At 37.1% G+C, this 26,407-nt stretch carries 23 protein-coding genes and 1 tRNA gene; 15 read left to right on the top strand and 9 right to left on the bottom strand.

Features of this window, described 5'->3' with window-relative positions; translation table 11 throughout:
• Positions 1-5 precede the first annotated feature (5 nt).
• From BLW74_RS11075 to BLW74_RS11065, 3 genes are all read left to right on the top strand, one after another.
• Positions 6-77, top strand: a tRNA-Arg gene (locus BLW74_RS11075).
• 120 nt (positions 78-197) lie between these two features.
• A complete protein-coding gene (locus BLW74_RS11070) occupies positions 198-605 on the top strand; it encodes a 5-fold beta-flower protein (RefSeq protein WP_089692457.1) in 408 nt (135 codons plus the stop codon).
• Between the two features lie 168 nt (positions 606-773).
• On the top strand, positions 774-2,573 hold the full coding sequence (locus tag BLW74_RS11065) for a POTRA domain-containing protein (RefSeq protein WP_089692456.1): 1,800 nt from the start codon (positions 774-776) through the stop codon (positions 2,571-2,573).
• Between the two features lie 13 nt (positions 2,574-2,586).
• Here BLW74_RS11065 and BLW74_RS11060 read toward each other — a convergent pair whose 3' ends face one another.
• Both BLW74_RS11060 and BLW74_RS11055 read right to left on the bottom strand, forming a co-directional pair.
• Positions 2,587-3,408 carry an anti-sigma factor gene (locus BLW74_RS11060; protein ID WP_089692455.1) on the bottom strand — a complete coding sequence of 274 codons (822 nt, stop codon included), beginning with the start codon at positions 3,406-3,408 and terminating at the stop codon, positions 2,587-2,589.
• A 6-nt stretch (positions 3,409-3,414) separates the two neighbouring features.
• On the bottom strand, positions 3,415-3,984 hold the full coding sequence (locus BLW74_RS11055) for an RNA polymerase sigma factor (RefSeq protein ID WP_227413203.1): 570 nt from the start codon (positions 3,982-3,984) through the stop codon (positions 3,415-3,417).
• 89 nt (positions 3,985-4,073) lie between these two features.
• Between BLW74_RS11055 and msrB the strand changes: the two genes are divergently transcribed.
• The 4 genes from msrB to BLW74_RS11035 all read left to right on the top strand — a co-directional run bounded on the left by msrB (position 4,074) and on the right by BLW74_RS11035 (position 6,903).
• The gene (gene msrB, locus BLW74_RS11050; RefSeq protein ID WP_089692454.1) at positions 4,074-4,589 is read left to right on the top strand and encodes a peptide-methionine (R)-S-oxide reductase MsrB; all 516 of its coding nucleotides are present in this window, start codon (positions 4,074-4,076) and stop codon (positions 4,587-4,589) included.
• Between the two features lie 116 nt (positions 4,590-4,705).
• Positions 4,706-5,275: a fasciclin domain-containing protein gene (locus tag BLW74_RS11045; protein WP_089692453.1), complete on the top strand. Its 570-nt coding sequence runs from the start codon at positions 4,706-4,708 to the stop codon at positions 5,273-5,275.
• 77 nt (positions 5,276-5,352) lie between these two features.
• Entirely contained in the window at positions 5,353-6,063 is a 711-nt protein-coding gene (locus tag BLW74_RS11040; protein ID WP_089692452.1) for a ferritin-like domain-containing protein, read from the top strand.
• 24 nt (positions 6,064-6,087) lie between these two features.
• The gene (locus tag BLW74_RS11035) at positions 6,088-6,903 is read left to right on the top strand and encodes a ferritin-like domain-containing protein (RefSeq protein ID WP_089692451.1); all 816 of its coding nucleotides are present in this window, start codon (positions 6,088-6,090) and stop codon (positions 6,901-6,903) included.
• Between the two features lie 498 nt (positions 6,904-7,401).
• Here the strand turns inward: BLW74_RS11035 and BLW74_RS11030 are convergent, their stop codons facing one another.
• The 5 genes from BLW74_RS11030 to BLW74_RS11010 form a co-directional block, all read right to left on the bottom strand.
• Positions 7,402-7,860, bottom strand: coding sequence for an organic hydroperoxide resistance protein (locus tag BLW74_RS11030; protein ID WP_089692622.1), 459 nt, complete (start codon positions 7,858-7,860; stop codon positions 7,402-7,404).
• A gap of 46 nt (positions 7,861-7,906) precedes the next feature.
• Entirely contained in the window at positions 7,907-9,205 is a 1,299-nt protein-coding gene (locus tag BLW74_RS11025; RefSeq protein ID WP_089692450.1) for an epoxide hydrolase family protein, read from the bottom strand.
• A gap of 253 nt (positions 9,206-9,458) precedes the next feature.
• Entirely contained in the window at positions 9,459-10,265 is an 807-nt protein-coding gene (locus tag BLW74_RS11020) for an SDR family NAD(P)-dependent oxidoreductase (protein WP_089692449.1), read from the bottom strand.
• Positions 10,266-10,340: 75 nt separating this feature from the next.
• Positions 10,341-10,928: a TetR/AcrR family transcriptional regulator gene (locus tag BLW74_RS11015; RefSeq protein ID WP_089692448.1), complete on the bottom strand. Its 588-nt coding sequence runs from the start codon at positions 10,926-10,928 to the stop codon at positions 10,341-10,343.
• Positions 10,929-11,335: 407 nt separating this feature from the next.
• Positions 11,336-11,758, bottom strand: a complete 423-nt coding sequence (locus BLW74_RS11010) for a transposase (RefSeq protein ID WP_089692447.1) — start codon at positions 11,756-11,758, stop codon at positions 11,336-11,338.
• Between the two features lie 1,802 nt (positions 11,759-13,560).
• Here BLW74_RS11010 and BLW74_RS11005 point away from each other — a divergent pair.
• From BLW74_RS11005 to BLW74_RS10970, 8 genes are all read left to right on the top strand, one after another.
• The gene (locus BLW74_RS11005; RefSeq protein WP_089692446.1) at positions 13,561-14,985 is read left to right on the top strand and encodes a hypothetical protein; all 1,425 of its coding nucleotides are present in this window, start codon (positions 13,561-13,563) and stop codon (positions 14,983-14,985) included.
• Positions 14,986-15,242: 257 nt separating this feature from the next.
• Positions 15,243-16,124 (top strand): hypothetical protein, encoded by an 882-nt coding sequence (locus tag BLW74_RS11000; RefSeq protein WP_139265730.1) that lies wholly within the window; start codon positions 15,243-15,245, stop codon positions 16,122-16,124.
• 189 nt (positions 16,125-16,313) lie between these two features.
• Positions 16,314-17,204: a hypothetical protein gene (locus BLW74_RS10995; RefSeq protein ID WP_139265729.1), complete on the top strand. Its 891-nt coding sequence runs from the start codon at positions 16,314-16,316 to the stop codon at positions 17,202-17,204.
• 29 nt (positions 17,205-17,233) lie between these two features.
• The gene (locus tag BLW74_RS10990) at positions 17,234-18,133 is read left to right on the top strand and encodes a hypothetical protein (RefSeq protein ID WP_089692443.1); all 900 of its coding nucleotides are present in this window, start codon (positions 17,234-17,236) and stop codon (positions 18,131-18,133) included.
• Positions 18,134-18,533: 400 nt separating this feature from the next.
• Positions 18,534-19,406: a hypothetical protein gene (locus BLW74_RS10985; RefSeq protein WP_139265728.1), complete on the top strand. Its 873-nt coding sequence runs from the start codon at positions 18,534-18,536 to the stop codon at positions 19,404-19,406.
• A 120-nt stretch (positions 19,407-19,526) separates the two neighbouring features.
• A complete protein-coding gene (locus BLW74_RS10980) occupies positions 19,527-20,420 on the top strand; it encodes a hypothetical protein (RefSeq protein ID WP_089692441.1) in 894 nt (297 codons plus the stop codon).
• 234 nt (positions 20,421-20,654) lie between these two features.
• Positions 20,655-21,542 (top strand): hypothetical protein, encoded by an 888-nt coding sequence (locus BLW74_RS10975; protein ID WP_089692440.1) that lies wholly within the window; start codon positions 20,655-20,657, stop codon positions 21,540-21,542.
• Between the two features lie 645 nt (positions 21,543-22,187).
• On the top strand, positions 22,188-22,505 hold the full coding sequence (locus BLW74_RS10970) for a helix-turn-helix domain-containing protein (RefSeq protein WP_089692439.1): 318 nt from the start codon (positions 22,188-22,190) through the stop codon (positions 22,503-22,505).
• Positions 22,506-23,092: 587 nt separating this feature from the next.
• On the opposite strand, the gene BLW74_RS10965 is transcribed toward BLW74_RS10970, so the two are convergent.
• Both BLW74_RS10965 and BLW74_RS10960 read right to left on the bottom strand, forming a co-directional pair.
• Positions 23,093-23,527: a hypothetical protein gene (locus tag BLW74_RS10965; protein WP_089692438.1), complete on the bottom strand. Its 435-nt coding sequence runs from the start codon at positions 23,525-23,527 to the stop codon at positions 23,093-23,095.
• Between the two features lie 28 nt (positions 23,528-23,555).
• Positions 23,556-26,381: a T9SS type B sorting domain-containing protein gene (locus BLW74_RS10960; RefSeq protein WP_089692437.1), complete on the bottom strand. Its 2,826-nt coding sequence runs from the start codon at positions 26,379-26,381 to the stop codon at positions 23,556-23,558.
• Positions 26,382-26,407 lie beyond the last annotated feature (26 nt).

The following is a 26,407-nucleotide window of genomic DNA, read 5'->3' as shown; positions in this document are numbered from 1 at the left end:
AATACGGCTGCATAGTTTAATGGATAGAACTTCGGATTTCGGCTCCGACAGTGAGGGTTCGAATCCTTCTGCGGTCACAAAGCTCCTTTTTTAAGGGGCTTTTTTGTTGTATACCCTAAAATATTAAATTGATTTTATACCTTTTAAATTCAAAAAAACAAAATAGAATCTTACATTAGAGCTAAAATACCGGGGCCATGAGAAAAATAGTATTTGCTGTCATTACATTTACAGTAGTAACGTTGACTAAAGCACAAACAATTGAATCTGAAAGCAGAAGCACCATTGGCTACATTACCAGTGACGGAACCATTGAAAACAGCAGCCGTTCAACGGTAGGCTATATCAAAAGCGATGGTACTATTGAAAACAGCAGCCATTCAACGATTGGTTATATAAAAAGTGACGGAACCATTGAAAACAGCAGCCGTTCAACAATAGGGTATGTGAAAAAGGACGGAACCATTGAAAACAGCAGCCATTCCACGTTAGGCTATATCAAAGATGATGGTACTGTTGAAAATTCGAGCCGTAGCACGTTAGGTTATGCCAGAGGTATTAAAAAGGAATGGGCAGCTGTAGTGTACTTCTTTTTTAAGCCTTAGAAAGAGTTTTTTATAAATTATGGGTACTATTTAATGATGAGTTTACTTTAAAATTAAAATAGTTCATAAAATAAGCTTAGCATAGAAAAATTTCCTTAATGTGGTAGGTATTGCAGAAGTATTGGCGTATAAATTGATACTACAAACTGAATTGAATTTTGATGACTAATGACTAGAAAGACTGTAACTCTGATTTTCTTATTAAGTGGTATTTCTTTTTTAAGTGCGCAGGAGAAGAAAGACTCGCTGTACTACAAAATAGAAGAATTTTCAGACAAGAGAAAAGTGACGAAATTCATTCATCGCTTTATATTCCGCAGGGAACCGGATTCAACTTCTGTAAGCTCCAGAACGGAGAAACTGTCGCAGGAGGCCTACAATAAAAAACATATCAGAAATATCAGAATAGAAACCATTGATCCTTTTGGATATAATTCCAGAGACAGCAAAGAAAGATCGAGATGGTATGACTGGGTGGCTGATCATCTTCATGCCAGTACCAAAAAGTCAACAGTTGATAACTACCTGCTTTTTAAGAAAGGAGAAGAATACAACGCGCAGAAGCTCTATGAATCTGAACGTCTGCTGAGAACCATGCCTTTTATAAACAGAGTGAATATCAGCGTTTCAGATAGTACTTCAAGCAGAGATTCTATAGATGTTGTCGTAAAGGTGCTCGATTCCTGGAGTCTGAAGCCGAGAATCAGCTATTCCGGAAGTAAGATCGGTTTAGGAGTGACTGAAGAAAATGTGCTGGGTCTGGGACATACGTTAGATTTCCTCTACAGAAATGATTCCAAAGAACATCAGAACTATCTTTTGGGAAGCTATACAGCGTATAATCTATTCGGCACTTATATCAATGCTCAGCTTTTAGGCGAAAGGGATTTTTACAGAAATGAAAGAATCAATTTCAATGTAAGAAGAGACTTTTTCTCGCCATTGACAAAATGGGCGGGCGGCTTTACTTTTGAATATTTTATGCGTCATGTTCTTCTTCCCACAGAAACAGATACTACTTTTCCGGAAGTTCAGATCAAGGTGTATAATCAGGATTTATGGGGAGGTTACCAGATTCCTGTTTCATCAGATACAAGCGAAAGAGTATCCAGCAATATTGCCATTATAGGGAGGTTTCAGAATTACCAGTACAAAGACAGTCCCGGGATTGATCAGTATAAGTATTTCAGCTCTTACAATAGCTTTCTGATGTCTGTTGGGTTTATCCAGAGAAACTTTTCGGTTCAGAGAAATATTTTCCAATATGATCTGCCTGAAGATATTGCTTACGGTAATTCGGTAAATATTATTGGAGGAGGTTTATCCAGAAATAAAGAAGTGAATCCTTATGTGGGAATTTCCGCCTCATACGGTACTTTTACAAAACTGGGCTACTTTACCGTGAAAGGACAGTTTGGAAGATTTTTTAACGAAGACAGCCAGAACAGGGAATCTTTCCGTTTTGACGCCACCTATTTTACGAACCTAATGGACTGGAAATTTGCGAAGGCACGGCATTTTTTCTCGCCTACTTTAGCGCTGGGAAATCCTCAGCACAACTATTCTTATAAAGATAGAATCAATCTTTCTTCTGCCGATGAGTTTCCTGTTTATAACGCTGACTATATCGGAACTAAAAAACTGGTTTTAAGATATCAGCTTCAGCTGTTTGTCAACAAAACCTGGAAGAATTTTCATTTCAGTCCTTACTTAACCGCTGCTGTAGGATGGCTGGGAATGCCGGATGATAAGCTATTTAAGACAAAAGCAAATACCAAAGTAGGAATAGGTGTTTTAATTAACAACCCTTATCTGGTGTTCAACAGAATTCAGATCTCATTCATGTACTATCCGCGGGTACCTTTTGATAATAATTCGGTTTTTGATTTTAATAGCAACAGAAACAATCTTTTACCAATGAATAATTTTGCAACAGATGTTCCGCATTTTGTGAATTTTGGAAATTGATAATGGGAAGAGTTTAAACTCCTCCCATTACAAACATATTTTCCATAGTAGGAACGTTACTTCCTCCTTCTTTTTCAAGCGTAATGGCAAAAGCCTGAGCATCAGGGATATTGGCCAAAGCAATGTGGCTGTCCTTTTCCTCGGTATACATTCCTGCATTCACAGGTTTTCCGTCTTCGATAGCCCAAAGCTGATATTGCATGCCTTCAGGAGCTTTTGGAAGTTTTTCAGCGTTCAGATAGACTTCTTTTGTCTTTTTATCCCAAAAAACCATTGCTTTTGCGTCGGTGTGCTTTTCTACACCGTTCAGCATTACCATCTTCATATCAGGATTCGAGAACATATCAAGCTTCTGATTCATCTTTTTCATCTGCTCATTCTGATGCTTAGTCTCTGCAGCCAGTAAAGCCATCTGTTTTTTATCAGATGATTGGGTATTCATCATAAATACGTTTCCGGCAACACTGATCAGGAATAATACAGAAGCTGCTATTGCATAGGGTTTCCAGCTGCTGTTCTCCCTAATTATCACTCTTTCTGCGGTTTCGGTATGATTTTTTGTTTCAGGAATATCCACGGAAAGAGTAGGAGCTGCCTTTTCAAAAGTCTGCTCCTGTTGAATTTTATTCCAGATCTTAGATTTCAAATCACTTGGAGGTGTTACAGCCTGGGCTGTAGCCAGATGTTCCAAAGTTTGTTGGGCTTCTTCAAAAGCCGCTTTTACTTCAGCATTATTTTTCATCACACACTCCAAAATCCCCACCTCCTCAGGAGAAGCATGGCCTAGAATATAAGATTCTATAATTCCGGATGATATGTATTCTTTAGTGTTCAATTTATTTTATTGATAATCTTTTAGCAAATCTTTTAATTTCATCAGTGCATTCCGCATTTTCGTTTTTACCGTTCCCAGTGGAATCTTCAGTTTTTCGGATATTTCGTGCTGGGTATATCCCTGATAATAAGCAAGATCAATAAGCTCCTGCTTGTCACTCTCCAGACCTTCAAGTACATTATTAAATCCGATATAATCGGAAGAATTATTGGTCGTTGAAAGCGCTGCAGAATTATATACGAAATCTGGAAGTGATTGGTTTTTAAGTTCGTTCTGAAATCCTTTTGATTTTAAATAATCAATAGCTGTATTTCTTGCAATATTAAGTATCCAGGTATAAAATCTCCCTTTAGAAGCATCGTATTGATGAATAGAATTCCAGATTTTAACAAAGACATCCTGAATAACTTCTTCAGTATATTCTTTAGACTGAACAATTCGGAGAATGATTCCGTACAGCGCACCAGAATAGTGGTCATACAGATAATGAAAACCAGTTTCGTTTTTTTCTTGTAATAAAACGATAAGTTCCTCTTCCGAATAGGTTGTTTTAATAGCGTTTATTTTTCTACCCAAATGTAGTAAAATAAAACATATTCCCAAAAAAATCTATAGTAACTTTTATTTCGTACATGGTTTTAAGTAAATAATTAAAAAATATTTAAATGAAAAAGTTCACTTCGGGAGCTGTACTTGCCTTGTGTATTGCACTCTCCATAAATACCTATAAAGCACAGAGCCAGCTTTTTAAAACCAAAAATCCCTATTATTCTCATACAGCAGAAAACGTGCTCAAAGTAAGCAATGCCGAATGGAAAAAAATTTTAAAACCGGAACTCTATCAGGTAGCGCGGGAAGGAGCAACAGAAACAGCCTTTACCGGGAAGTATTATGAATTTGATGAGAAAGGAACGTATTACTGTGCAGTCTGCGGAAATCCTCTTTTTATTTCAACATCCAAATTTGCAACTACCTGTGGATGGCCGTCTTTTTATCAGCCTATCCGTAAAAACAGTGTACAATATAGAAATGATACTTCTTATCATATGGAACGTACAGAAGTATTGTGTGGCAGATGTGACTCTCATTTGGGGCATGTTTTTGACGACGGTCCGAAACCTACAGGAAAAAGGTTCTGCATGAACTCTATCTGCCTTGAATTTATTCCTGATAAAAAATAATATACTGATAATGAGGTGTTTAAAATTAATTTCATTTTTTTTCAATCTAAAATAAAACCAACCTCGTAAATGACATTAAAAGCACAATTAAATATAATTAATTAAAAATCAACACGATGAACACACAGTCAAAAATCACAGTTTTAGCAATGGTAGCCTTATCATTTGCTTTCAGCGGAAAGGTAACTGCACAAACGATGAAAGAAAAAACAGTAATGGTAGGAGGAGCACCCATGTATCCATCCAAAAACATTATTGAAAACGCTGTCAACTCCAAAGACCACAAAACTCTGGTTGCAGCAGTAAAAGCTGCCGGTTTGGTAGAAACATTACAGGGAGCAGGTCCTTTTACCGTATTGGCACCTACTGATGCTGCCTTTGCAAAACTTCCGAAAGGAACGGTAGAAAATCTTGTAAAACCTGAAAATAAAGCAACGCTTACCAGCATTCTTACGTATCATGTTCTGCCCGGAAAATACAGTGCAAAAGAAATATGGGCTGCTGTAAAAGCCGGAAACGGAAAAAGCATGATGAAAACAGTACAGGGGGAAGATCTTACGTTCTGGACTAAAGGAAAAGATCTTTATATAAAAGACGCAAAAGGTAACAGTGCCAAAGTAACTATTGCAGATGTAAACCAATCTAACGGGGTAATTCACGTAATTGATACCGTTTTAATGCCTTAACAAATTGTAAGAAGTAAAACAGCATACTGAAATGTGCTGTTTTCTTTCTTTATCCTAACACTAAAAAAATTAATAGTATGAAAAAGACAATTCAGGTTTCTAATCAGGGTGCTACCCTTGATACAAGCAGAAGAAACTTTCTAAAATTAAGTGGAGTAGGATTGGCAGTCGCAGGCCTTACTTTAATAGGATGCGATGACAATGAAGATTTTCAGATCATAGAAGAATCCAAGTATGATCTTGGAACAGGCGATGTAGGGGTATTAAACTATGCCTACGCGCTCGAACAGCTGGAAGCAGATTTTTATACCAAAGTGGTGAATAATTTTTATACAGGGATTTCCAGTATTGAAAAAGAAGTTTTCACAGACCTCTATCATCATGAAGTGATTCACCGCGATTTCTTTAAAGCAGCCATCAGTGGTGCTACAGACCACGTGCTTCCTAAGCTTGAGTTCCAGTACCCTAATGTGAATTTTAGTGACCGTAATTCAGTTTTAGCCACAGCAAAAGCGCTGGAAGATACCGGAGTGGCTGCCTATAATGGTGCCGGAAAGTATATTACCAATGCCGCTTATCTTGTGATTGCCGGTAAAATAGTTTCGGTGGAAGCAAGACACGCTTCTGCTATCAGAAATCTGATTAATCCCGGATCTGCTGATTTTTCAGGAGATGATGTGATAGATGCTAACGGACTTGACCTGGCAAAAGAGCCTAAAGACATTGTAATGGCTGCCGGAGCATTTATTAAAACACCTTTTACCTGGAAAGAAAGAGGCATTAACTAATCATTCACCCTAAAAATTAACATTATGAATATTCTTAAATTACTGGATAAGCTTTCTCATGATAAATTTTTCACCACAGAAGCTTCAAGACTGGAAACCATTACGAATATGTCATTATTCGGAAAAAAAGCAGCTGCAGCAGCGGTGCCGCTTGGCCTGGGAGCATTGATGACTACCACTGCCAAAGCAGAAACTACAGAAACAAAATTAACAGGAAGCGCCATGAAAAGCGCCCTTACTGATGCCTTACAACTGGCTCTTGTACTGGAATACCTTGAAAATGAATACTACAGCATCGGATTAGCTACGCCAGGTTTGATTCCCAGTGCAGACAGAACAGTCTTTATGCAGATCTCAAAACATGAATCAGCCCACGTTAGCTTTCTGAAAAGTACCCTTACCTCTTTAGGAACAACTCCTGGAAGCAAGCCTACATTTGATTTTACAGCCAGCGGAAGCTTTATGCCTTTTACAGATTATAACCAATTTCTTATCCTCGCTCAGGCATTTGAAGACACAGGAGTAAGAGCATATAAAGGGCAGGCCGGAAACGTAATGTCTAATAAAGTAGTGCTTCAGGCCGCCTTACAGATTCACTCTGTGGAAGCCAGACATGCTTCCCAGGTAAGAAGAATGAGAGCCAATAAAGGTTGGATTGAGCTGGCCAATGGAGGAAATATGCCTTCAGCAACCAATCCTGTTTATGCCGGTGAAGACAATGTCAATCAGGCAGGTTACAATACAGGAACCTTATTTGGAGCAGCAGCAGGTTCTGCTGCCTATGACGAAATTTTAAGTGGCAGTGATGCTCAGGCTATTGCCTCACTTTTCATAGTTTAGTTGTGATTTGGATGATGATCAAGTGGTGCGTCCATTTCCGGTTTTTCCGGAAATGGACTTTTTATTTGAAATCTGATCTACCAGGGTGCTCAAATAAAGGCCCCAGCCATAAGAGTAAGAAATAAATTGTGTTATCGGAAAAGAATCTGAGGATATCTGCTGTTTCACATCTACTGGATTGGTTTCTAAACCTTTTAATCAGCAAATAGTTTGAATAAAAAAATCCCCAGTTGTCCTGGGGATAAAAACTAATAACCATGAAACTCAAATTAATGAGATAATCAAGCCGCAAATGTATTGAAAAAGATTCAAAATCTCATTATTTTGAATTATATTTTTCTGTTTTTTTTTGATTTTTACATAAAGTTTCTCCTTTTGTTATGCGGGAAATACTATTTTTAAGCTGAAACCTTAGACTCCTTCTGACCTACAAAAACCTCCCTCACCAAAAAGGTAAGGAAGATCTACAATCAAAAAGTCATAAGACCATTCGAACAATTACACCACAACATCTATTTTCACATTAATATTTCCACGGGTTGCTTTTGAATAAGGGCATGTTGCATGTGCCATTTCCACCACTTTTCTGGCTTCACTTATTGGCATACCCGGCAGATGGACTTCCAAATAAGCCTGAAGCAAAAAGCCTTCATTATAAGTTGCCAGATCTACAGATGCATTGATGCACAAACCAGCAGGAAGAACGATTTTCATTTTAGATGCTCCTAAATGCATAGCTCCGATAAAACATGCAGACCAGCCTGCTGCTAACAGCTGTTCCGGATTGGTGCCGTTTCCCTGGGCTCCGGGAGAAGTCAGTTCAATATCTAACTTTTCGTCGTTACTTTTAGCTTTCCCGTCACGCCCTCCTGTTGTTAGAACTTTCCCGGTATAAAGTACTTTGCTGACAGATATTACCTGAGAGTTTTCTATTTCATGGATGTTATTTGATTCCATAATTTTTTTATTTAGATTAAATGATATTGTTGACATTATTATATTGTTAAAGCTTTTTTCTTAGATCTTTAAAAGCCGCTCTAAGCTCTTCTGTGAAGACTTGCGGTTGTTCCCACGCTGCAAAATGTCCGCCTTTTGGGGCTCTATGATAATAGTATAAAGTAGGATAAGCAAGTTTTGACCAGCTTTCAGGAGCCTGGTAGATCTCATGAGGAAATACCGAAATCGCTACAGGAACTTTAATATCCTTTGTTTTCTGCGCTTCAGCACTGAAATTATTTTTGTTATTTTCCCAATAAAAACGGGATGAAGAAGCTCCCGTATTGGTAAGCCAGTAAAGGGTAATATCATCAAGGATGGCATCACGTCCAATTACATTTTCAGGATGAAGATCGCTTTCACTCCATTCCGCAATCTTTTCATAAAGAAAAGCTGCCAAAGCACCCGGGGAATCGGAAAGTAAATACCCCGTTGTCTGCGGGCGTGTTACCATCATTCCTCCGTACGCTGCATTTCTTCCGAAGAAAGTACTCATGGCATGATAAGCCTGTGCTTCTGAAGCTGAAAGTCCGGATGGAGCAGGATCTCCCGCATTGATTGGTTTCACGAGTTCAGCAGGAATAGTGGCCGGCATTGTAAGATGAATTCCCAAAAGACCGGAAGGAGCCTGCTTTGCCAAAGCATCGGAAATAACAGAACCATGGTCTCCGCCTTCAGAGACATATTTTTTATAGCCAAGTCTTTTCATCAGAACATCCCAGGCACGGGCAACACGGTCAGGATTCCAGCCCAGCTCAGTTGGAATTTCTGAAAAGCCATAGCCCGGAATTGCAGGGATGATCACATCAAAGGCATCACTTGCTTTTCCACCATATTTTACGGGATCTGTCAGAGGCTCTATCGCATTAATAAATTCAAGCGGAGAACCAGGCCAGCCATGCGTAAGAATGACAGGCAATGCATGAGATTCTTTTGAACGGACATGGATAAACTGGATATCAATACCATCAATTCTTGTTACAAACTGTGGCAGAGCATTCAGCCGTGCTTCTACTTTTCTCCAGTCATATCCGTCTCCCCAATATGTTATCAGTTCTTTTAACTGAGCCAGCTGAATACCCTGTGATGCATCTTTAACGGTTTCTTTATCAGGAAAACGGGTCTCGGAAATACGTCTTTTAAGCTCATCCAGCTGAGACTGTGGAATGTTAATATGAAAAGGGCGGATACTGGTGTCAGAATTTGCTGCTGCAGCATTCATGTTGGTGACCTGGGCTTTGGAAACTGTTGGAGTATTCATTGTAAAAGCCGCTGCTAAAAATAGAGTTGAAATTGTTGTTTTCATTGTTTTTTGAATTAGATTTTTTAATCTGTTTTCTTTTTTGATGAGACAAAATTATACGCTGAAGAGCGGCTGATCAATGGAAATTCTGTTCAGGCAGCCATATTTATTCGTGAAATAGACATTGCCGGAGGTAAACTGGAAAATTGATTACTCTAAAAAAATTGCTGTACAATGGGCAATTATCGAATCAAAATAAAAAACAAGCTCCGCTTTCTGGAAAACGGAGCTTATTGTGTGAATGTTTTTTTGGGATTTATCCGTGAGCTTCTACAGATACATCATTCCATTCTTCCCACACTTTTAAACGTTGCTCGTAATTATGTTTTACAAACGGAAGAGCTACCTTGCCAAGCAGTAAGCGTAAAGGAGGATTTTCAGTTTCTGCTAATTTAATCAATGCCGGTGCTGTAGCGTCTACCTCCCCGAAAGAAGTTTCAGATTCTGAGAAAGCCTTTTTCACACCGTCATAAACCGGATTACTTTTCGTATTGATTCCTGTATGCCAGATATTGGAAGCATAGCCATTAGGCTCTACTAAAGTAACATGAATACCAAATCCTTTCACTTCTGTGGCCAATGTCTCGCTTAACCCTTCCAGAGCAAACTTGGATGCATTATAAAGCCCCATAGTAGGTAAAGTTGCCAATCCTAAAATAGAAGAAACCTGAATGATATGGCCGCTTTTTTGCTCTCTCATAATCGGAAGTACCGCTTGTGTAAGCCATAATGTTCCGAAGAAATTCGTTTCGAACTGCGCTCTCGCTTCCTGTTCGTTTGTTTCTTCAATAGCACCGGTTAAAGCATATCCCGCGTTATTAATCAGGATGTCAATGCTGCCAAAATGCTGATGTACTTTCTGCACCACAGCTAAAGATTCTTCCCGCTTATCAACATCTAAAGTTAAAGCCAGTACCGAATCTCCGTATTTTTCCTGAAGATCCTGAAGTGTTTCTACATTTCTGGCGGTTGCTGCTACTTTATAACCTTTTGCTAAAAACGCTTCTGCCCATGCCTTTCCGAAACCTTTTGATGCACCTGTAATTAAAACTGTTTTTGACATTTTTTTGTTTTTTATTAATTGTTATGAATAAAATTTATTTAAATGACCGATCGGTCATATTTTGGATAAAAAAAATTAGACACTGTTTTCCTCAATCATCTTTTTTAGATTGCTGACAATCACTTCCATTCTATCATTGTCGCCAGACATTCTGGCCATCAGATGGCCACCTTCCAGCATAGCAAATAAAACTGTTGCAAAATCTGCGGCATTCCAGTCTGCCTTGAATTCTTTATTTGAAATCCCCTTCTCAATAATACCGGAAAGCAATTTCTGACTTTGCTGAATAGCACGGTTTACTTTTTCCTTTACAACAGGATTGGTATCATCTGCTTCCGTACCGAAATTTAATAAAGGACATCCACCAACAACCGGAGGATGATTGGGGTCGCTAAAAAAATCAGTATAAGCGAATAATTGCTCTTTAGATGTTTTGTATCGGCTTAAAGTTCTTTGCAGTCTTTCAGCAAGCATATTCATATTATGTTCTACCGCAGCACAGGCCAGAACTTCTTTATTTTCAAAGTGAACATACATGCTGCCTTTAGACAGTTTGGTCGCCTCCATAATATCACTCATAGAAGTGGCTGCAATCCCTTTTGTATTAAAAATAGGTGCTGCTTTTTCTATAATGAATTTTCTGGTTTCTTCCCCTTTTGCCATGATAATGCTAAATAACGATACAAATATATGACCGATTGGTCAATAAAACAAATTTTATATCCTTTTTTTTAAAATCAAAATAATAATGTTTCGAAATTAAGCAAGTCAGATCCTGTAACTTATTCTCTGGAAACCTTTTACGCAAGGGAGAAATTTAATTTAATATATATAGAAATACAAAGACTGAATGGCAGTGTCTTGCTGGAAGTTGAAAACGGCTTACCTAAGATGGAGTAAAAAAAAATCCCCAACCAAAAAAAAATCAAATTTACAAGTGAATCTAAGGGATTTATTCATAAAAAAAGTTGGGGAAATGAATAGAAAAGTAATATTAAAATATTGTTGGCAGCTTTAACAGCCTGCTTTGTGCAAAGATTTTTATACTCAGATGGTAATCAATATGACACTTAATATTTTTTGAGCCATTTATATAGAGTTGTCTTAGGAATTCGATATTCTTCCATTATCTGTTTCTTTGTTTTTTCATTTGTTTTGATCAGATTCATGATAAAATCAATCATTTCAACCGTATAAATATTTTTTCTAAACTCAGGAAGCTGTGTTTTTTGCTGTTTTATCTTTTGATAATACTCTGAAGATGATGGTGGAGAATAGAGGACAAGATGCTGGGAGTACATTCGGAAAAAGTCGTATTGAAGTAACTTGCTCCACTTCAGCAGAATCTCTGTGTCCAATGATTTACGCGTATACATTTTTTCCAGCTCATCTTCAGTACATTGCAAAAATTTAGTAAGCCTTTCTGTAGAAATATCAGTTTCTACCACTCTTTTTTGTATCAGCTCACCTATATGAATATTTTTAAAAAGCATAGTAAATAAATATTAAATGATAAAACCATTTCATTATTCAGACAGTGAAAAATTTTATCATTGAAATTGAAAATAACTTTTTGGTTAATACCTCATGTGTATTATTAATATCTATGCGACTATTGAAATAGAATCTTCTTTTGAGGATGTAATACCTGGCAGAGAGAATCGATTGGCTGTTCCTGCTTTTTCCCAGAAATAACAACATGAGCTGTCAAAGGGATAAATAATTTTTTATTCATGTTAGTTGTATTTAAAGTTTTTAAAAAATGTGTATTTGCGCTTACAAAACTATTTGAAAGACAAATTGTTTGCAAAAAATTATGTATTACATAGATATTACACTTTGATTAATGGGTAACATAATCTTCTTTCCAGCGCATAGATTTTTTTAAATGTTCATATCCGGGATTGTAGAGAGGGCAATTTCAATATTTCTACTTTGTTTTCCGTATCTCTTACAGGGCAGAGGGAGTGCCCTGTGTTTGTCGAGATACTTTCGATTCATCTGTGTGTTTTTTAGAATCGTAAAAAAAATAAATATGAAATTTTGACTCAATAATAAGGACTGCATTCAAATTCAGCGATCCGGAACTATGAAGAGTATAAAACTTTAAATAGTATTTCTTATCATTATCCATATAGGGTTATTATACAGAGAATGCGTTACTTTCTGGTTTTGTATCTCTTACAGGGCAGAGGGAATGCCCTGTATATTTAGAGATACTTTTGATTCATCTTTGTGTGTTTTAGAATCGTAAAAAAATAGATATAAAATATTTAATCCTATAAGTTATAGAGGGAATGAAATCATAAGATTATTAACCTGCTCATGCTATACAATAGTATGAGCAGTGGGAACGTTCGTAAAACTGTTTATAATCACAGTTTCCGTATTTTATATCCATTTATTTTCTTTTATATAATTTTATATTAATAGTTTTTATCCCTACTTGGGAATTAACATCAATAAAACATATTGTAATGGGTAAAGAGGTTCATTTTTTTCATATCTTGTTTTTTGGGGTTAATCATATCTTGTGTTGATTTTGATGCTGCAATATTATTTAAAAAAATAGATTCTGTACAAAAAAGTATCTATTACTTAAGTATTACATGTTTTTAATTGTTTGATTTGCAGTTTTTTACAAAAGCCTATTTGTGCAAATGGAAACTTCTGATATTATGAAAAACAACTTTGTTGTATATTGATTTATCATCTTAAAACCTGCTTAAATCATTAACCACTTTATCTGAAGATTTTTTTTGAAATAGTTTTTGCTTTTTTTGAATTTGAACAATTCATGCCTGAATAATTAATGGTAACGGACACCTGTTTCTGAAATAATTTTACTATCTAACATAAATATTACAGATTTTAGTATTGTGTTGTATCATATGACTAAACGGAGTGATCTTTTAGTAGGATATCTCCTTTTGAATATTTATAATGTTTTGGTAATCAATTTATTGTGTTTTTTTAGTTATAGCCTTGGCCTGCATCATGTATCAGAACTGAAATCGTTATAAGTTCAGTTCATAAGTGAATTACAAGTGGTGTTATATAGTTATGTAATACCTGTGTAATATCTGTGTCATAGGTGTTTTTGATAAATGTTTTTTCTAAATATTTATTATTGCGACAGAAAAAAGACAGGATATTCTTAAAACTTTCTCAAGTTGATATTGGAATTTATTATTATTTATACATAATTTTATAGGTAGGTTTTGTTTTTGTATTAATTAGAGAATATTTTTATTTTATGCCTGTTATATCAATAAACACATACACATACTAAAACATGATGAAAATTATTTTTTTCTTTTTTCCATTGCTGCTGTTTTCCCAGCCTAAAATTACCCAAAAGGACATTGAGCAGAAACTGGAAAAATCTAACACCCTTCTTACGGATGGGAAGATGGATGATATGATTACCTTAAATCTTTCTATTCTCCAGGATGCTAAAGACATTAACTATCCGAAAGGCAGATTATCTGCGTATTATAATCTGGCCTTTGCTTTTTCCCAGCAGTTAAAGTATAATAAAAGCAACTACTATCTCAAGATGATGGAGCCTGAATTTAAAAATGCCAATGAAGAAGATCAGGAAATTTCTATGAATATATTATACAGTATTAATTACAGGGGAATTAGAATGTATGATGAGGCATTACAAAAGATTAGAAAGAGTCTCGTAATGGCAGATAAGATAAAAAATGATTCTACCAGACATGCTATAAAAGCGATGCTTCTAGTGCAGTCAAGCAGAAACTATTTTGAGAAAAAAAAATTTGATTCCACTACTTATTATGCCCATAGGGTGATTGAAGAGCTGAGAAAGTACCCAAAAATGGATGCGGGAATGAATACCAGCATAAAAGCATCACTTTGGCTTTTGGCAGAGGCCAAGATTAATCAAAATAAAATAGATTCTGCAGAGTTTTATATAAAATTATCCGAATCCGTACCTGTTCAGCTGGGTAACAGCGAATTTACCAGGTTTAAACTTCTTGGACAGATAAACGATGTGAAAAAACAATATGATTCTGCTGTTGTCAACTATGAAAAGGCAATAGAATTAGCTGCAAAAGCGAAGAATTTCAGAAAATTATCAGAATTGTACGAATTGATATCCAAGGTCTATCAAAAGAAGGGGCAAACTGAGCAGGAAAAAAAGTATGAAATAAAATTTGACAGTATTAATAATGCGTTGAAGAAAATGGAGGAGGATAATTTGAAGGATACAGTGGATCTTCTGGTAGATGAAAAACAAAAGCATCTGGAAGATAAAAATAACCTGTTAGTTTACATTATTATTGGAGGAATTGGTATTTCTGCTGTTGTTTTCTTTTTCATCTATAAAAGAATAAAAAGAAAAAATAAAATTCTTAATGTAAAAGAGTCAGAAACCCATGAGCTCAGCCAAAAACTGAATCTGGCCTTTGATGAAGTGATACAGTTGGCTAAAAATAATGACACAGAGTTTCTTGCACGCTTTCGTGAGGTTTACCCGGAATTTATACCGAAGCTATTAAAAATTGAACCTCAGCTGATGAATACAGAACTGAAATTTTGTGCGTTGCTGTTTCTTAATTTTTCCACAAAAGAGATAGCTGCGTACACTTTTGTACAGCCGCAATCTATACAGACCAGAAAGAACAGGCTGAGAAAAAGATTGAATATTCCTTCGGATGAGGATATTTATGTTTGGATGAAAAAGCTTTGATTCTTTTTCTCTAATCTCTTATTATACAACTGGTGATACATTAGAATGTTTCACCAGTTTTTGTTTTTAGTAGTAATTCGTTATAAGATAATACTATTTATTTTGGGTATTTATGGTAGGTGGAAATATAATTTTATATAAAATAATTATGATTTGTCATATTTATGTAATAGGGCATTTGTTGGGATAAGTGAAAATGTAGTAGATATTTGCAAATGGTTTTTAAAAGCCATTCTTTAAACTTTAAAATACATTTGATGAAATTTAGAATGCTACTTTTTGCAGGTACATTATGTTTATCTGTACATGCTTATTCTCAGTTGGGTATTAATACACCTACACCTTCCAGTACTCTTGATGTAAGGGGATCTATTGAAGGAAATTACCGCGAATTTACCACCACTACAGATTTCCTGTATAGTAATGATTATCATTTATCTTTTGCAGGAATATCGAATTCAATTTTAAATCTACCTTCTCAATCTACGACTGATGGCTCAGCTGCAGATTTCAGGGGAAGAAAATACTACATCAAGAACAACAGTACCAGCAGTGTTTTAACCTTAGCTGCTGCCACCGGGCAGATTATCCGTTCAGGTGGTATGCTGAATGCCAACAGCAATACCGTTGTTCTGCAACCCGGAAAACTGGCTGTACTTACAGCTGGTGAAGCTAAGGGATGGGATATTCAGGAAATTAAGTGGGGGCTTTTCGATGTGATTACTAACGGGCCGGGAACTACTGCACAAAATATTCCCGGGGGAGGTAACTATTATACCCTTACTGATTCTCCGTTAACAGTAACAGTACCTGCTTCTGGTGCTAAAGTATTATTGAAGTTTACAGGCTACGGAATTGTAACAGGTACTGCCAATTCTTTCGGTACAGTACGTTTAAGACTTTTGCAGACAATAGGAGCAGCCACTACGACGTATGATCTGGCATGTGCTCAAAGTTGGTACAACAGATCAAGTGGAGGTACTACGGCCTACGATTTCAAGGCAGACTATAATCTTGCAAATCTTGTTCCGGGTACTTATACCTTTTCTCTGCAGATCTTAAGAGAGGCAGAAACCGGCTCTGTAACGAGCTTTATCGTTTCGAAATCGATAGGAAGGGGGGATGTTTTTGTAAAATAAGGTATCTATTTATTGATCACCATCACATTTTACAATTCATTTTAATATAAAACATCGAATAATAATTGATTTCCGTTTCCATTACATAAACCTATTACCAATGGAATAATTTTATCCATTTGATCAAAAGACAACGGAAACTTGCAAATGCTTCCACGCCTGAAGCAGTTTAAAAAACAAAAACATACTATGAGTAAAAAAATGCTAATTCTGGCAAGTACCTTATTTTTATCGCTACATGCTTATTCTCAGATAGGTATTACAACGCCAACACCTTCCAGTACTCTTGATGTAAGAGGATCTATTGAAGGAAAGTATCTTGAAATCACAGGTTCATATACTCTTCTTGGCACTGACTATCATGTTTCTTTCTCCGGTACAGGAAATTCAAACCTTTATCTTCCTTCAAAATCGGCTACAGATAATACATCTGCAGATTTCAGAGGGAGGAAATATTACATTAAAAACAACAGTGCATCAGCTGTTTTAACTTTAAATGCGGCAAGCGGGCAAATTCTTCGTTTAGGAGGTAATGCAGCTAATAGCAATACATTTGACCTGAGGCCGGGCAGTTCTGCAGTTCTTACAGCTGGTGGAGCTAATGGATGGGATCTGGAAACGAAAATCAACTGGGAACTTTATGATCTGGATTTCAAAGGGCCGGTTTTTGCAACCGTATCTTTAGTGAATAGCGATACTACTGAGCATAAGTTAACTGATTCCCAAGTTACTGTGGTTGTTCCTTCTTCAAATGCAGTCGTATTGCTGGATTTTAAGGGATACGGAGAAGCAACTATACCAGGTGGAGCTGATGCAGTAGGTTCTACCACATTCACTGTAAGGCAGGAAGGTCCAATGACTAATTATTATCCCTGGGGAGGAAGAAAAGCTTGGTATGAATATAGCGGAACCGGTGCCCCTAAATTTAATTTCTCTGTAGGGCAGTTCATTTCGGGCCTTACCCCCGGAACCTATACATTTTATCTGACGGCTCGAAAAGAAATAGTAACATCAACATCAACATTATCAACAGTGAATATCATGGGTTCTACTGGAAGAGCAGAAGTTTATATAAAATAAGAATTACATCATAATCAGAAATAAACACAATGAATATAAAAACACTATTTTGGGCCGGCACTTTATTTTTGTCAGCACAGGCTTATTCTCAGATAGGTATAACAACGCCATCACCTTCCAGTACTTTGGATATAAGAGGATCCGTTGAAGGAAATTATCGTGAAATTACAGGGGCAAATAATTTTCTTGCAGCCGACGATTATCATGTTTCTTTCTCAGGAACCGGAAGCTCAAATCTGACTCTTCCCGCGAAGTCTACAACAGATAATACTGTGACGGATTTCAGAGGGAGAAAATACTATATTAAAAATAACAGCACCTCATCTGACTTAACTTTGAATGCGGCAGGCGGCCAGATTCTGCGTATAGGCGGTATAACTCCAAGCAGTGCTTCGTTCGTTTTAAAACCCGGAAAATCTGCAATTCTGACAGCCGGTAATACCAATGGATGGGATATTGATGTTGATGTTAATGGGCAGATTTTGGATTTGCAAGCCGTACTGACAAATGCTAGTGCGGTGTCTACTCAAGATTTACCTGCTCCGGGGACTTATGGTGAATTGGCGTTTTCTCCCGTTACTGTAACTGTTCCTTCTTCCAATACAAAAGTATTATTAAGCTTTAATGGCTTTATGGTAGTATTCAGCTCCAGTGGTACATATGGCAAAGTGCGATTTCGAATTGCCCAAAAAATTGGGTCTACAACTACCTATTACAACGATGTAGATTTGTTAAACTGGGTTGTTATGAATGGTGTTTCTACGCTAACTCCTTACATACCTGATTATGCCATATTATACACCATTCCTAATCTTGCACCGGGAACTTACAGATTTTCCCTGGAGGCAGTAAGAGAAGATGAAGCAGGGAATGTAAACAAAGTTACTCATGTGGTTGTATGCCCCAGAGCAGAAGTTTATCTGAAATAGTTTTAACAAGAATAATGAAAAATATAAAGTTTTTTTAAACTTACATATAATGATATACCACATATAGAATCCGGATTTTCAAAAAGCTTATAGCTAATTCTCGTTTTATCTGGAACTAATTATAATGTGAAAATTTTTAATAAATAGAACCCATTTTTATAGGAAACGGGTTCTATTTATTTGTATATAGTATCAATCATATTTAAAAAAATAATGAAATTATTAAATGATGATCTATTTTTATTTTTAAAAAGTCAATTTATTACCATTTGAAAATCAGTAGTTTACAATGTTGTCATATCTATGTAATAGGTGTTTTTTTGGTAGAAAAAGATAAAAATATACAAATTTGCAGCGGGTTTTAGATCAACTATACCCCAACACAACAAACACACTCATAATGAAGACAAAATTATTATTAGCAAGTACACTTTTTGTATCTGTACACATTTATTCCCAAGTGGGTATTGGTACACCGGCGCCTTCCAGCACCATGGATATCAGAGGTTCTATTGAAGGTAATTATCGTGAAATAACAACAACAGACAATCTTAAAGGTGATGATTATCATGTTTCTTTTGCAGGAGCAGTAAATTCAATTCTGAATCTCCCAGGAGCATCAGCAGCAGATGGCTCTGCAACGGATTTCTCAGGCAGAAAATATTTTATAAAGAACAACAGTACCACAGGTACTTTAACTTTAACTGCGGCTACGGGACAGACTTTGCGTTTGGGAAGCAATATTGTAAATGGAAATTCCTATATTTTAAAACCTGGTAAGCTTGCAGTACTTACGGCCAACGGAGCTGGCGGATGGGATCTTAATACCGATGTTTATGTTACTATTCTGGATGCGAATGCCAACGGGCCCAAAATTGCAGCACAAGCTGTACCTGCCGGAACATCTTATTATACACTGAACGATTCTCCGGTGACTGTTAATGTACCTGTTGCAGGAACAAAAACCGTATTGTATTATACAGGTTTGGCATGTGGAGGCGGGGCTGCCCAATCATTGGGTTCATTACGCTTCCAGATTAATCAGGCAGGAACAGCATCGGCAACCTATGGTTCGGTAAATATGGTAAGCTGGTATAATTACAGTGGAATTTCATCTGTTTGTTTTAATTTTAAAACAGCATATTCCGTTTCTAACCTGGCTCCCGGAAGCTATATATTTTCTTTACAGACAAGACGAGAAGGAGAAGCAGGAGCTGTAAGTGATGTTACCGTTTGGAATTCAGCGGGTTCAGCACAGGTTTACTATAAATAATACATTTTATTCAATTGCCGGAGTTTATTCAATCCGGAGTACACACACAATATATAAATTTTTGATCTGGATTTAATAATCTAAGATCCTGGACAAGATTTGCAAAAAGTAAAAAACACAATGAAAACACAACTTTTATTCCTGGCAGGTACTTTATTTTTATCAGTACATGCTTACTCCCAGGTAGGCGTTATGACTCCTACACCCTCCAGTACCCTGGATGTAAGAGGTTCTATTGAAGGGAACTTTCGTGAAATTACAGGCACCACTTCACTTAATGCTACAGATTATCATGTTTCCTTTTCCGGAACATCAGATTCTGTGCTGAATATTCCTTCAAAATCTGCTTCAGACAATACAGCAGCCGATTTCAGAGGCAGAAAATATTATATCAGCAACAACAGTACAACCAGCACTCTGACTTTAACTGCCGCGTCCGGAGAAATCATCCGCTTAGGAAGTAATGCAGCCAGTACTGCTACGTATATTTTACAGCCGGGAATGTCTGCCGTTATTACAGCCGGTGGCGCTAATGGATGGGATCTCGATGCGAAGACTGATTGGAAGCTTGCGGATATGGATTTCAAAGGGCCATCCACGACAGTACAAAATGTACCGCCAACTCCCGGTGGCAATGACCGGTATATTATGACTGATTCTCCGGTTACTGTCACAGTGCCTTTTAAAGGAGCAAAAGTAGAATTAACTTTTACGGGATATGGAGAATCGGTGGGTGCCGCGGGTTCATCTGGTTGGGTAAGATTCTATATTGAGCAGACAGGTACAGCATCGGCAGAATATGGAGCAGGTAATGATAATATTATAGAGGACCAGTGGTACAGTTATAATGGCGCTGCCCAAAGATTTAATTTCTCTACAACCTATTCTGTTACCAATCTTGCTCCCGGAACCTATACATTTTCTTTTGCAGTAAACAGACTTGGTGAAAATGGTACCGTAACTGCTGTCAGAATTTTGGGATCCACAGGTAAAGCAGAAGTTTATGTAAAATAAAATACACGGTATTTACTATTATATTTTATTTGGGTGATACTATATTATAAAGGATTCTAAAAACACACAATGAATCTCTGAATTCCGAAGAGAATTTTAATACAATATTGTAAAACTCAGAGCCGAATTCAGGAAAAGTCAACGCTCTTATTATTGCGGTTTATTATTTTAATAAGAGCTTGGCAGGTTCCCATACCGGGGATCGTACTTTAACACAACAAAAAGAAAAACACAATGAAAACACAACTGTTATTTTGGGCAGGTATATTATTTTTATCAACTCCTGCTTATTCTCAGGTAGGTATCAATACACCCAATCCTTCCAGTACCCTGGATGTAAGAGGTTCTATTGAAGGCAATTTTCGTGAAATTACAACAACAGGTGCGAGCGCGCTTAATCCTACAGATTATCATGTTTCTTTCTCCGGAACCGGAAATTCGTCGCTGGCTCTTCCTGCAAAGTCTGCAACGGATGGATCAACATCAGATTTCACAGGCAGAAAGTATTATATCAAGAACAACAGTACATCCGGTACTCTGACATTAACTGCTGCTGCTGGCCAGATCATGCGTTTAGGATGGTACAACGCCAATACCAATACCTTTGTTTTACAGCCGGGAAAATCTGCCACTCTCACAGCTGGTACAGCTAATGGCTGGGATTTGGATGCTGATTCAAACATGAATCTTGTTGATTATAATTCCAGCACACCCGTGCAAGCGGGACAGCTATTGGGGTTACCTGCCGGAACAGCCTATACTACGGTTCCTAATGCTTCTGTTACGGTAACTGTTCCTTCTTCTAATGCAAAAGTAGTATTATATTTTACAGGCTATACAATGATACATAATTCTGCACAAAATGCATATGGCTCGTTACGTTTCCAAATTGTCCAATCAGGAGCTGCAGCGGCTACATACGGATCTGTAAGTATGGTAAGCTGGTACCAGATTAGTAATATCAGTACCTACTCTAATTTTGCAACAGTATATTCTATATCCAATCTTGCTCCCGGAACTTACACCTTTGATTTACAGGCAAGAAGAGAATATGAAGGAGGTACCGTAGGAAACGTCAGAGTTTACCACGCGATAGGAAGGGCAGATGTTTATCTTAAATAAAAATAATCTGTTACAGTGATCGGAGATGTGCTATAATCAGAAATTATACAGGGTTTTATAAGCATACTGAGCCAAAATGGAAGAGATGATAAATTGATGTAAGGTTCAAAAAAATAATGTACAGTTCCGAGTAATATCTAAGTCATACCTCTTTTCTTGGAATGCAATTCAAAAAATAACACTTTTGCAACAGAATTAAAAAACACATAGAGATCGGAAAAGAATTGCTGTAGTGCTTTAACACTTAATCCACCGCTTTTTCTGGCAGATCCTCAACAGATGATTATAATTCTTTATGAGATTGATTTTTTATATTCAGGAAAGTCCAGTAAGGGGAGTATACTATTCATATTGTGATTTAAAAAAAGAACATTAGATAATTGAAATGAATCCGGATACAAAGCCTGCTCATTCCTCATATCAACCTATAACTGAAGTTTCACAGATCCAAAATAAGACTTGAACAGTTTTTTATTTGAAGACAGGAAGCATTAAGTGAATAAAGAGGTTACAAACATATTCATTTTTAGCAATATATGAGAATGAAGGCTTTGATTTCCCGGAAGGCATCAAATGAACTTCAGGGATAAGAACAGGAACTAAAACTAAGATACATTATACAATAAAAACAAATAAACTGAAGAAATGCAGAATCCTGATTACAAGAAAATATATGAGGATATTTTAGTGAAATATCCTACCAAAAAAGAACAGTGCGAAACCATTTTATCTAAAACAGTATTTTCTGTGAAAGATGTTATCACCATTAATAATATTATTTTTCCTAAAGCTGATCAGGAAACCCAGTTTGCTAATCAGAGGCATCGTTCTTATGACAAAACATCTATTTTAGAAATTTTGGATTATCAAACGAAGAATAAACTTAATAATTCTGAATTGGCAAGGCATTTCAAACTAAGCCGTAATACGGTGGCCAAGTGGAAGAAACAATTTTTGATTTAGTATGTTATCAGGCTGTCTCGTTTTTTTGAGACAGCCTGGTTTTTTTTGACTGGAGTTAAATCAGAAAGAGATGTTTTTCAGCATTTACTATTTTTTTCAAAAAAAGGTACCTGCAAAAAACCACTTATATTGCAGGTACACTATTGGCATGATTAAAAATATAGGGTGTGATGATGATCTTTTCTCTTATGGATTAAAAAGTACCTGCGGGAGTTCGTTTCTCCTACAGGTACACGGTACACTCATGATTAACTGCTTTTTACTGCAGTTAGTCTATCGTAAGTTTTTCTTCAGTCCCTCAAAATTAATTGCTAATTTTTAAATATAATTGGTGTTTGATAACAGTTTTTGTACATTTAGTATATGATATGTATCTGTTTTACATGGCTCAGAGCTGATGTAGTAGCAACGTAGTAGTATTGTTGTATGCTTTTCACGGAGCAGATGGATCAAAAACCGTAATGCTTTCATATCATAATCAGAAAACTACACGATAGCAAGAAGGTCAATATCCATCCAGCTGAAAAGAGACTATTTCAAAGTGAAACAGTCTCTGGTTTTAAATTAATTTCCGTCAAAACAGGTCATTAATTTCTTATGGTGGAAATATGGATGTTTTTCTCTCCGTTATGGTCTATAACTTCTATGTTGCTGATCATTTCATTATACACAAGAGTAGTAGTATCATTGAACTGATATCCTTCAATAAATACAGGTCTGTCTTTCGGAAGATTATTTTGATCATTCAGCATTTCCAGAGATAAACTGTCGGGATAGCCGGCATTTTTCTTAAACTTTATTTCTATTAAACCATTGTCAGCCAGATAATCAAACTTCTTCAGATGAGAGGGAAGGCCGGATTTTTTAAAAACAGCTGTATTTGCAATACTGTTCTTATAAAGATCAAACATATCGGCAGTGCCGATTGCATTATTGTAGACTGCAAACTTCACAGAAGTGTTTTTTTGGGCAGAAAGTACTCCTGAAATAAAAACAAGGAATATATAAAATAGCTTTTTCATGCTCGTAATAGGTATTTAAATATTGACATTAATTTCTGTTTTTTACCATGATCCATCCCGTATACTTAATTGGGGTTTGCTTTCTGTTGGTCTCATTCCATCCCATATCAAACCAGTAGTTTCCTGTAGAGACCTTCTTGCCGCCGATGCTTCCGTCCCATTGATATCCGTTTAGTTGATTTCCCTCATGAATTTTGGTTCCATATCTGTCATAAATGCTGAAAGTAAAATTCGGTTTTCCGGCTAAAGCGGAATAATCCAGTACATCATTAATTCCGTCTCCGTTAGGAGTGATGATATTGATCAGATTCGGAACTGTAATTTCTACTTCTACAGGTATACAGTTGTAAGCATCTTTTACATAAAAAGTATGGCTTCCCCGCGGAACATTGGTGAATACATTTTCATGCTGCCAGTTGACATTATCCATTGAATACTGATAAGGGGAACTTCCCGCAAGTACAGTAAGCGTAACAGTGTTGTTGCTGATATTAATATCCGAAATGACAGGGTTTTCCGAAGGATAAACCTTTACAGTCTGTCTGGTGGTACATTCTCTGGTTTTAAGATCTACCCAGTACGTTCCAACCCCTGCATTTTTGATGGATTGTGTGGTATCACCGGTACTCCATAGATAAGAAGTAAATCCGGGCCCTGCATCTAACGTAGTGGTATTTTCCATACAGATAATCTGATCTTTTAATACATCTGAGTAAGCAGGAGGGATGACAGTAAGAGTCACTTCTGCAATTCTGTAACATCCGTTGGCATTGCTTACTTTGATGTAGACTACTCCGTCAGGAGCAATATAATTGGCGGGAGTCAGAATTTCATTGGTTCCGTTTTGTGCATCAGTAGGAGAGGGATAATACTGTTTAATGGTTCCCGGCTGTACATTCACTCCGGCAGAGGTCAGGTCAAATTTACCAAGTACCGGATTAGACGGTTCAAAACATGATTTTAAGGCTGCGTCTTTAACGATGGGGCTTTCAGAAACCGTTAAGGTTAGAGTAACCTGTTCGCAATCTGTAAAATCCGGGTTATTACCACAGAATTTGTAAACAATCGTATCCGTACCCATATAACCGAAGTTAGGTGTATAATTAATAACTCCAGCCGGATCCACAGTAGCCGTTCCGTTTACCGGAGGTGTCAGGATCGTTACTGTACTCGGAACATAGCTTTGGGTGGAATTGGTAAACTCAGGAACGATAGCCTGATAGCCTTCGCACACCGTCATTGCTTTCGTAGATTCTTCAAGACATGTATACACTTTATAGACTGGAGTAACAGCCGGAGTACATGATCCTACAGCAATTCTTACGGTATAATTTCCTGAGACCAATGGTGTAAAAGTATTTGAATTGGCTCCGTTAATGGGATTCCCATTTAGGAACCACTGATAGGTATCATAACTGTCATCAACTTCCAGAACAATACCAGGAATACATTCACCGGTTTGCTTTGCAATTAATGGAATAGAGGAGAAACCCGCAAAGTACCCTCCATATCCCGATGTGCTGTACCCTCCATTAATACCGGCAGTTACTGCTTTATCGGAAATAACTGTTACATTTCCTGTTATAGAAGGGATAGCGTAGGTTACCCAGCTGTTATTTCCCGTTAATGGAAATGGACCTTCTGAAGCGAGCGGCTGAACTCCGTTGACGGTCACATTGGCTCCGGCTTCTGTAAGAATATTTAATTTTACTATAGTTCCGTTCGGAACAGTACTTGAAGTTCCCGTTCCGGTAGGCATTTCGTTAATTTTTCCGATCTCGTCAATTTTTCTTGGCAGAAAACAGTTTAATGGCGGAATATAATTATAACCACATGTTGCACTGCTGTTTCCTACCGAAACCAGCTGATACAGATAAACATTCTTTGAAGTGGTGATAAACATATTAAAATGCCCTGAATTTCCCTGCTGTACATAATTGTTTCCTGAAATTCTGTAAAAATCACCACTGTTGATGGTCGCAATAGGTGTTGTGGAACCATTGATGAATATCTGGGTATGATCTTCGGTTCCAACAATAATACCCCCCTCAAGATCATCCACTGAAGATCTGGTTCTTACCATGGCAAACGTACTTCCAAGTCTGTCTGTGGGAACAGACTGGTCAAGAATGGCATCTGAGCCAGAACCTGTATTGTTTCCGAAGTTTCCATTAACATTTCCGTTGGTAAGCGTAATGGGTTTATCCGAAACAATTTTGGCCCCAATAAAAGCCGATTGATTTTGGCCGCCTGTTCCCGGTCCGCCTGCAAAAATAAAAGACTGACCTTTATTAAGAGTAACCGTATGCGTATTGGTTCCTGTAGGTGCTGCACCGAAGAATGTCACATTTCCGTTCCATGTAGCGGTGACTACGGTATTATTTTCTGTGGCCAGTATACCTGCCGTAAAATTATAACCGCTGGATGATGAGGTAGTAGGAGTTCCGGCTACATAAAATTCCTTTCCGATTCCTGCTTTCCCCTTACTGGTTATGATTTCTGCGTGTGTGGTGCTGCTTACAATTCTTAATGAACAGTAGAACGGCTTGGTACCCTGTACATGCAATCCCTTGTTGATGATATTGAAAGCATCTGATGTAACATTAGCTGCAATAACAGCAATGGGTACCACAAATATCTGTGGAGCATTTTTGCTGATCGTTACCGTACCAATGGGATTATTGTTACTGTTAACCGTAACGGTAAAAGGGGTTGCAGAATCAGTGGAAAGATATAATGCCTGAGTATAACTTGTTGAGGCATAGTAAGGCGCGAACCAGTGATCCGTATCTCTCTGAGCCAAAGCAGGAATGCTCAGTAGGATAAATAATAAGCTGAATATAATGTTTTTCATGAATTATTAAGTTTTGATTCTAAAAA

The organism is Chryseobacterium culicis, assembly GCF_900108365.1.
Taxonomy (GTDB): Bacteria; Bacteroidota; Bacteroidia; order Flavobacteriales; family Weeksellaceae; genus Chryseobacterium; species Chryseobacterium culicis.
The sequence above is the reverse complement of the archived record's forward strand: the minus strand, read 5'-3'. Positions and strand labels throughout refer to the sequence as shown.

Bases quoted from the DNA above. Each gene is read 5' to 3' on its own strand.
- BLW74_RS11005 (WP_089692446.1), top strand. From the start codon at position 13,561: ATGATGAAAATTATTTTTTTCTTTTTTCCATTGCTGCTGTTTTCCCAG.
- BLW74_RS11040 (WP_089692452.1), top strand. From the start codon at position 5,353: ATGAAAAAGACAATTCAGGTTTCTAATCAGGGTGCTACCCTTGATACA.
- BLW74_RS10980 (WP_089692441.1), top strand. From the start codon at position 19,527: ATGAAAACACAACTTTTATTCCTGGCAGGTACTTTATTTTTATCAGTA.
- BLW74_RS10985 (WP_139265728.1), top strand. From the start codon at position 18,534: ATGAAGACAAAATTATTATTAGCAAGTACACTTTTTGTATCTGTACAC.
- BLW74_RS11045 (WP_089692453.1), top strand. From the start codon at position 4,706: ATGAACACACAGTCAAAAATCACAGTTTTAGCAATGGTAGCCTTATCA.
- BLW74_RS10975 (WP_089692440.1), top strand. From the start codon at position 20,655: ATGAAAACACAACTGTTATTTTGGGCAGGTATATTATTTTTATCAACT.
- BLW74_RS11010 (WP_089692447.1), bottom strand. From the start codon at position 11,758: ATGCTTTTTAAAAATATTCATATAGGTGAGCTGATACAAAAAAGAGTG.
- BLW74_RS10960 (WP_089692437.1), bottom strand. From the start codon at position 26,381: ATGAAAAACATTATATTCAGCTTATTATTTATCCTACTGAGCATTCCT.
- BLW74_RS11025 (WP_089692450.1), bottom strand. From the start codon at position 9,205: ATGAAAACAACAATTTCAACTCTATTTTTAGCAGCGGCTTTTACAATG.
- BLW74_RS11065 (WP_089692456.1), top strand. From the start codon at position 774: ATGACTAGAAAGACTGTAACTCTGATTTTCTTATTAAGTGGTATTTCT.
- BLW74_RS11035 (WP_089692451.1), top strand. From the start codon at position 6,088: ATGAATATTCTTAAATTACTGGATAAGCTTTCTCATGATAAATTTTTC.
- BLW74_RS10970 (WP_089692439.1), top strand. From the start codon at position 22,188: ATGCAGAATCCTGATTACAAGAAAATATATGAGGATATTTTAGTGAAA.
- BLW74_RS10965 (WP_089692438.1), bottom strand. From the start codon at position 23,527: ATGAAAAAGCTATTTTATATATTCCTTGTTTTTATTTCAGGAGTACTT.
- BLW74_RS10995 (WP_139265729.1), top strand. From the start codon at position 16,314: ATGAGTAAAAAAATGCTAATTCTGGCAAGTACCTTATTTTTATCGCTA.
- BLW74_RS11000 (WP_139265730.1), top strand. From the start codon at position 15,243: ATGAAATTTAGAATGCTACTTTTTGCAGGTACATTATGTTTATCTGTA.
- BLW74_RS11070 (WP_089692457.1), top strand. From the start codon at position 198: ATGAGAAAAATAGTATTTGCTGTCATTACATTTACAGTAGTAACGTTG.
- BLW74_RS10990 (WP_089692443.1), top strand. From the start codon at position 17,234: ATGAATATAAAAACACTATTTTGGGCCGGCACTTTATTTTTGTCAGCA.
- BLW74_RS11015 (WP_089692448.1), bottom strand. From the start codon at position 10,928: ATGGCAAAAGGGGAAGAAACCAGAAAATTCATTATAGAAAAAGCAGCA.
- BLW74_RS11030 (WP_089692622.1), bottom strand. From the start codon at position 7,860: ATGGAATCAAATAACATCCATGAAATAGAAAACTCTCAGGTAATATCT.
- BLW74_RS11020 (WP_089692449.1), bottom strand. From the start codon at position 10,265: ATGTCAAAAACAGTTTTAATTACAGGTGCATCAAAAGGTTTCGGAAAG.
- msrB (WP_089692454.1), top strand. From the start codon at position 4,074: ATGAAAAAGTTCACTTCGGGAGCTGTACTTGCCTTGTGTATTGCACTC.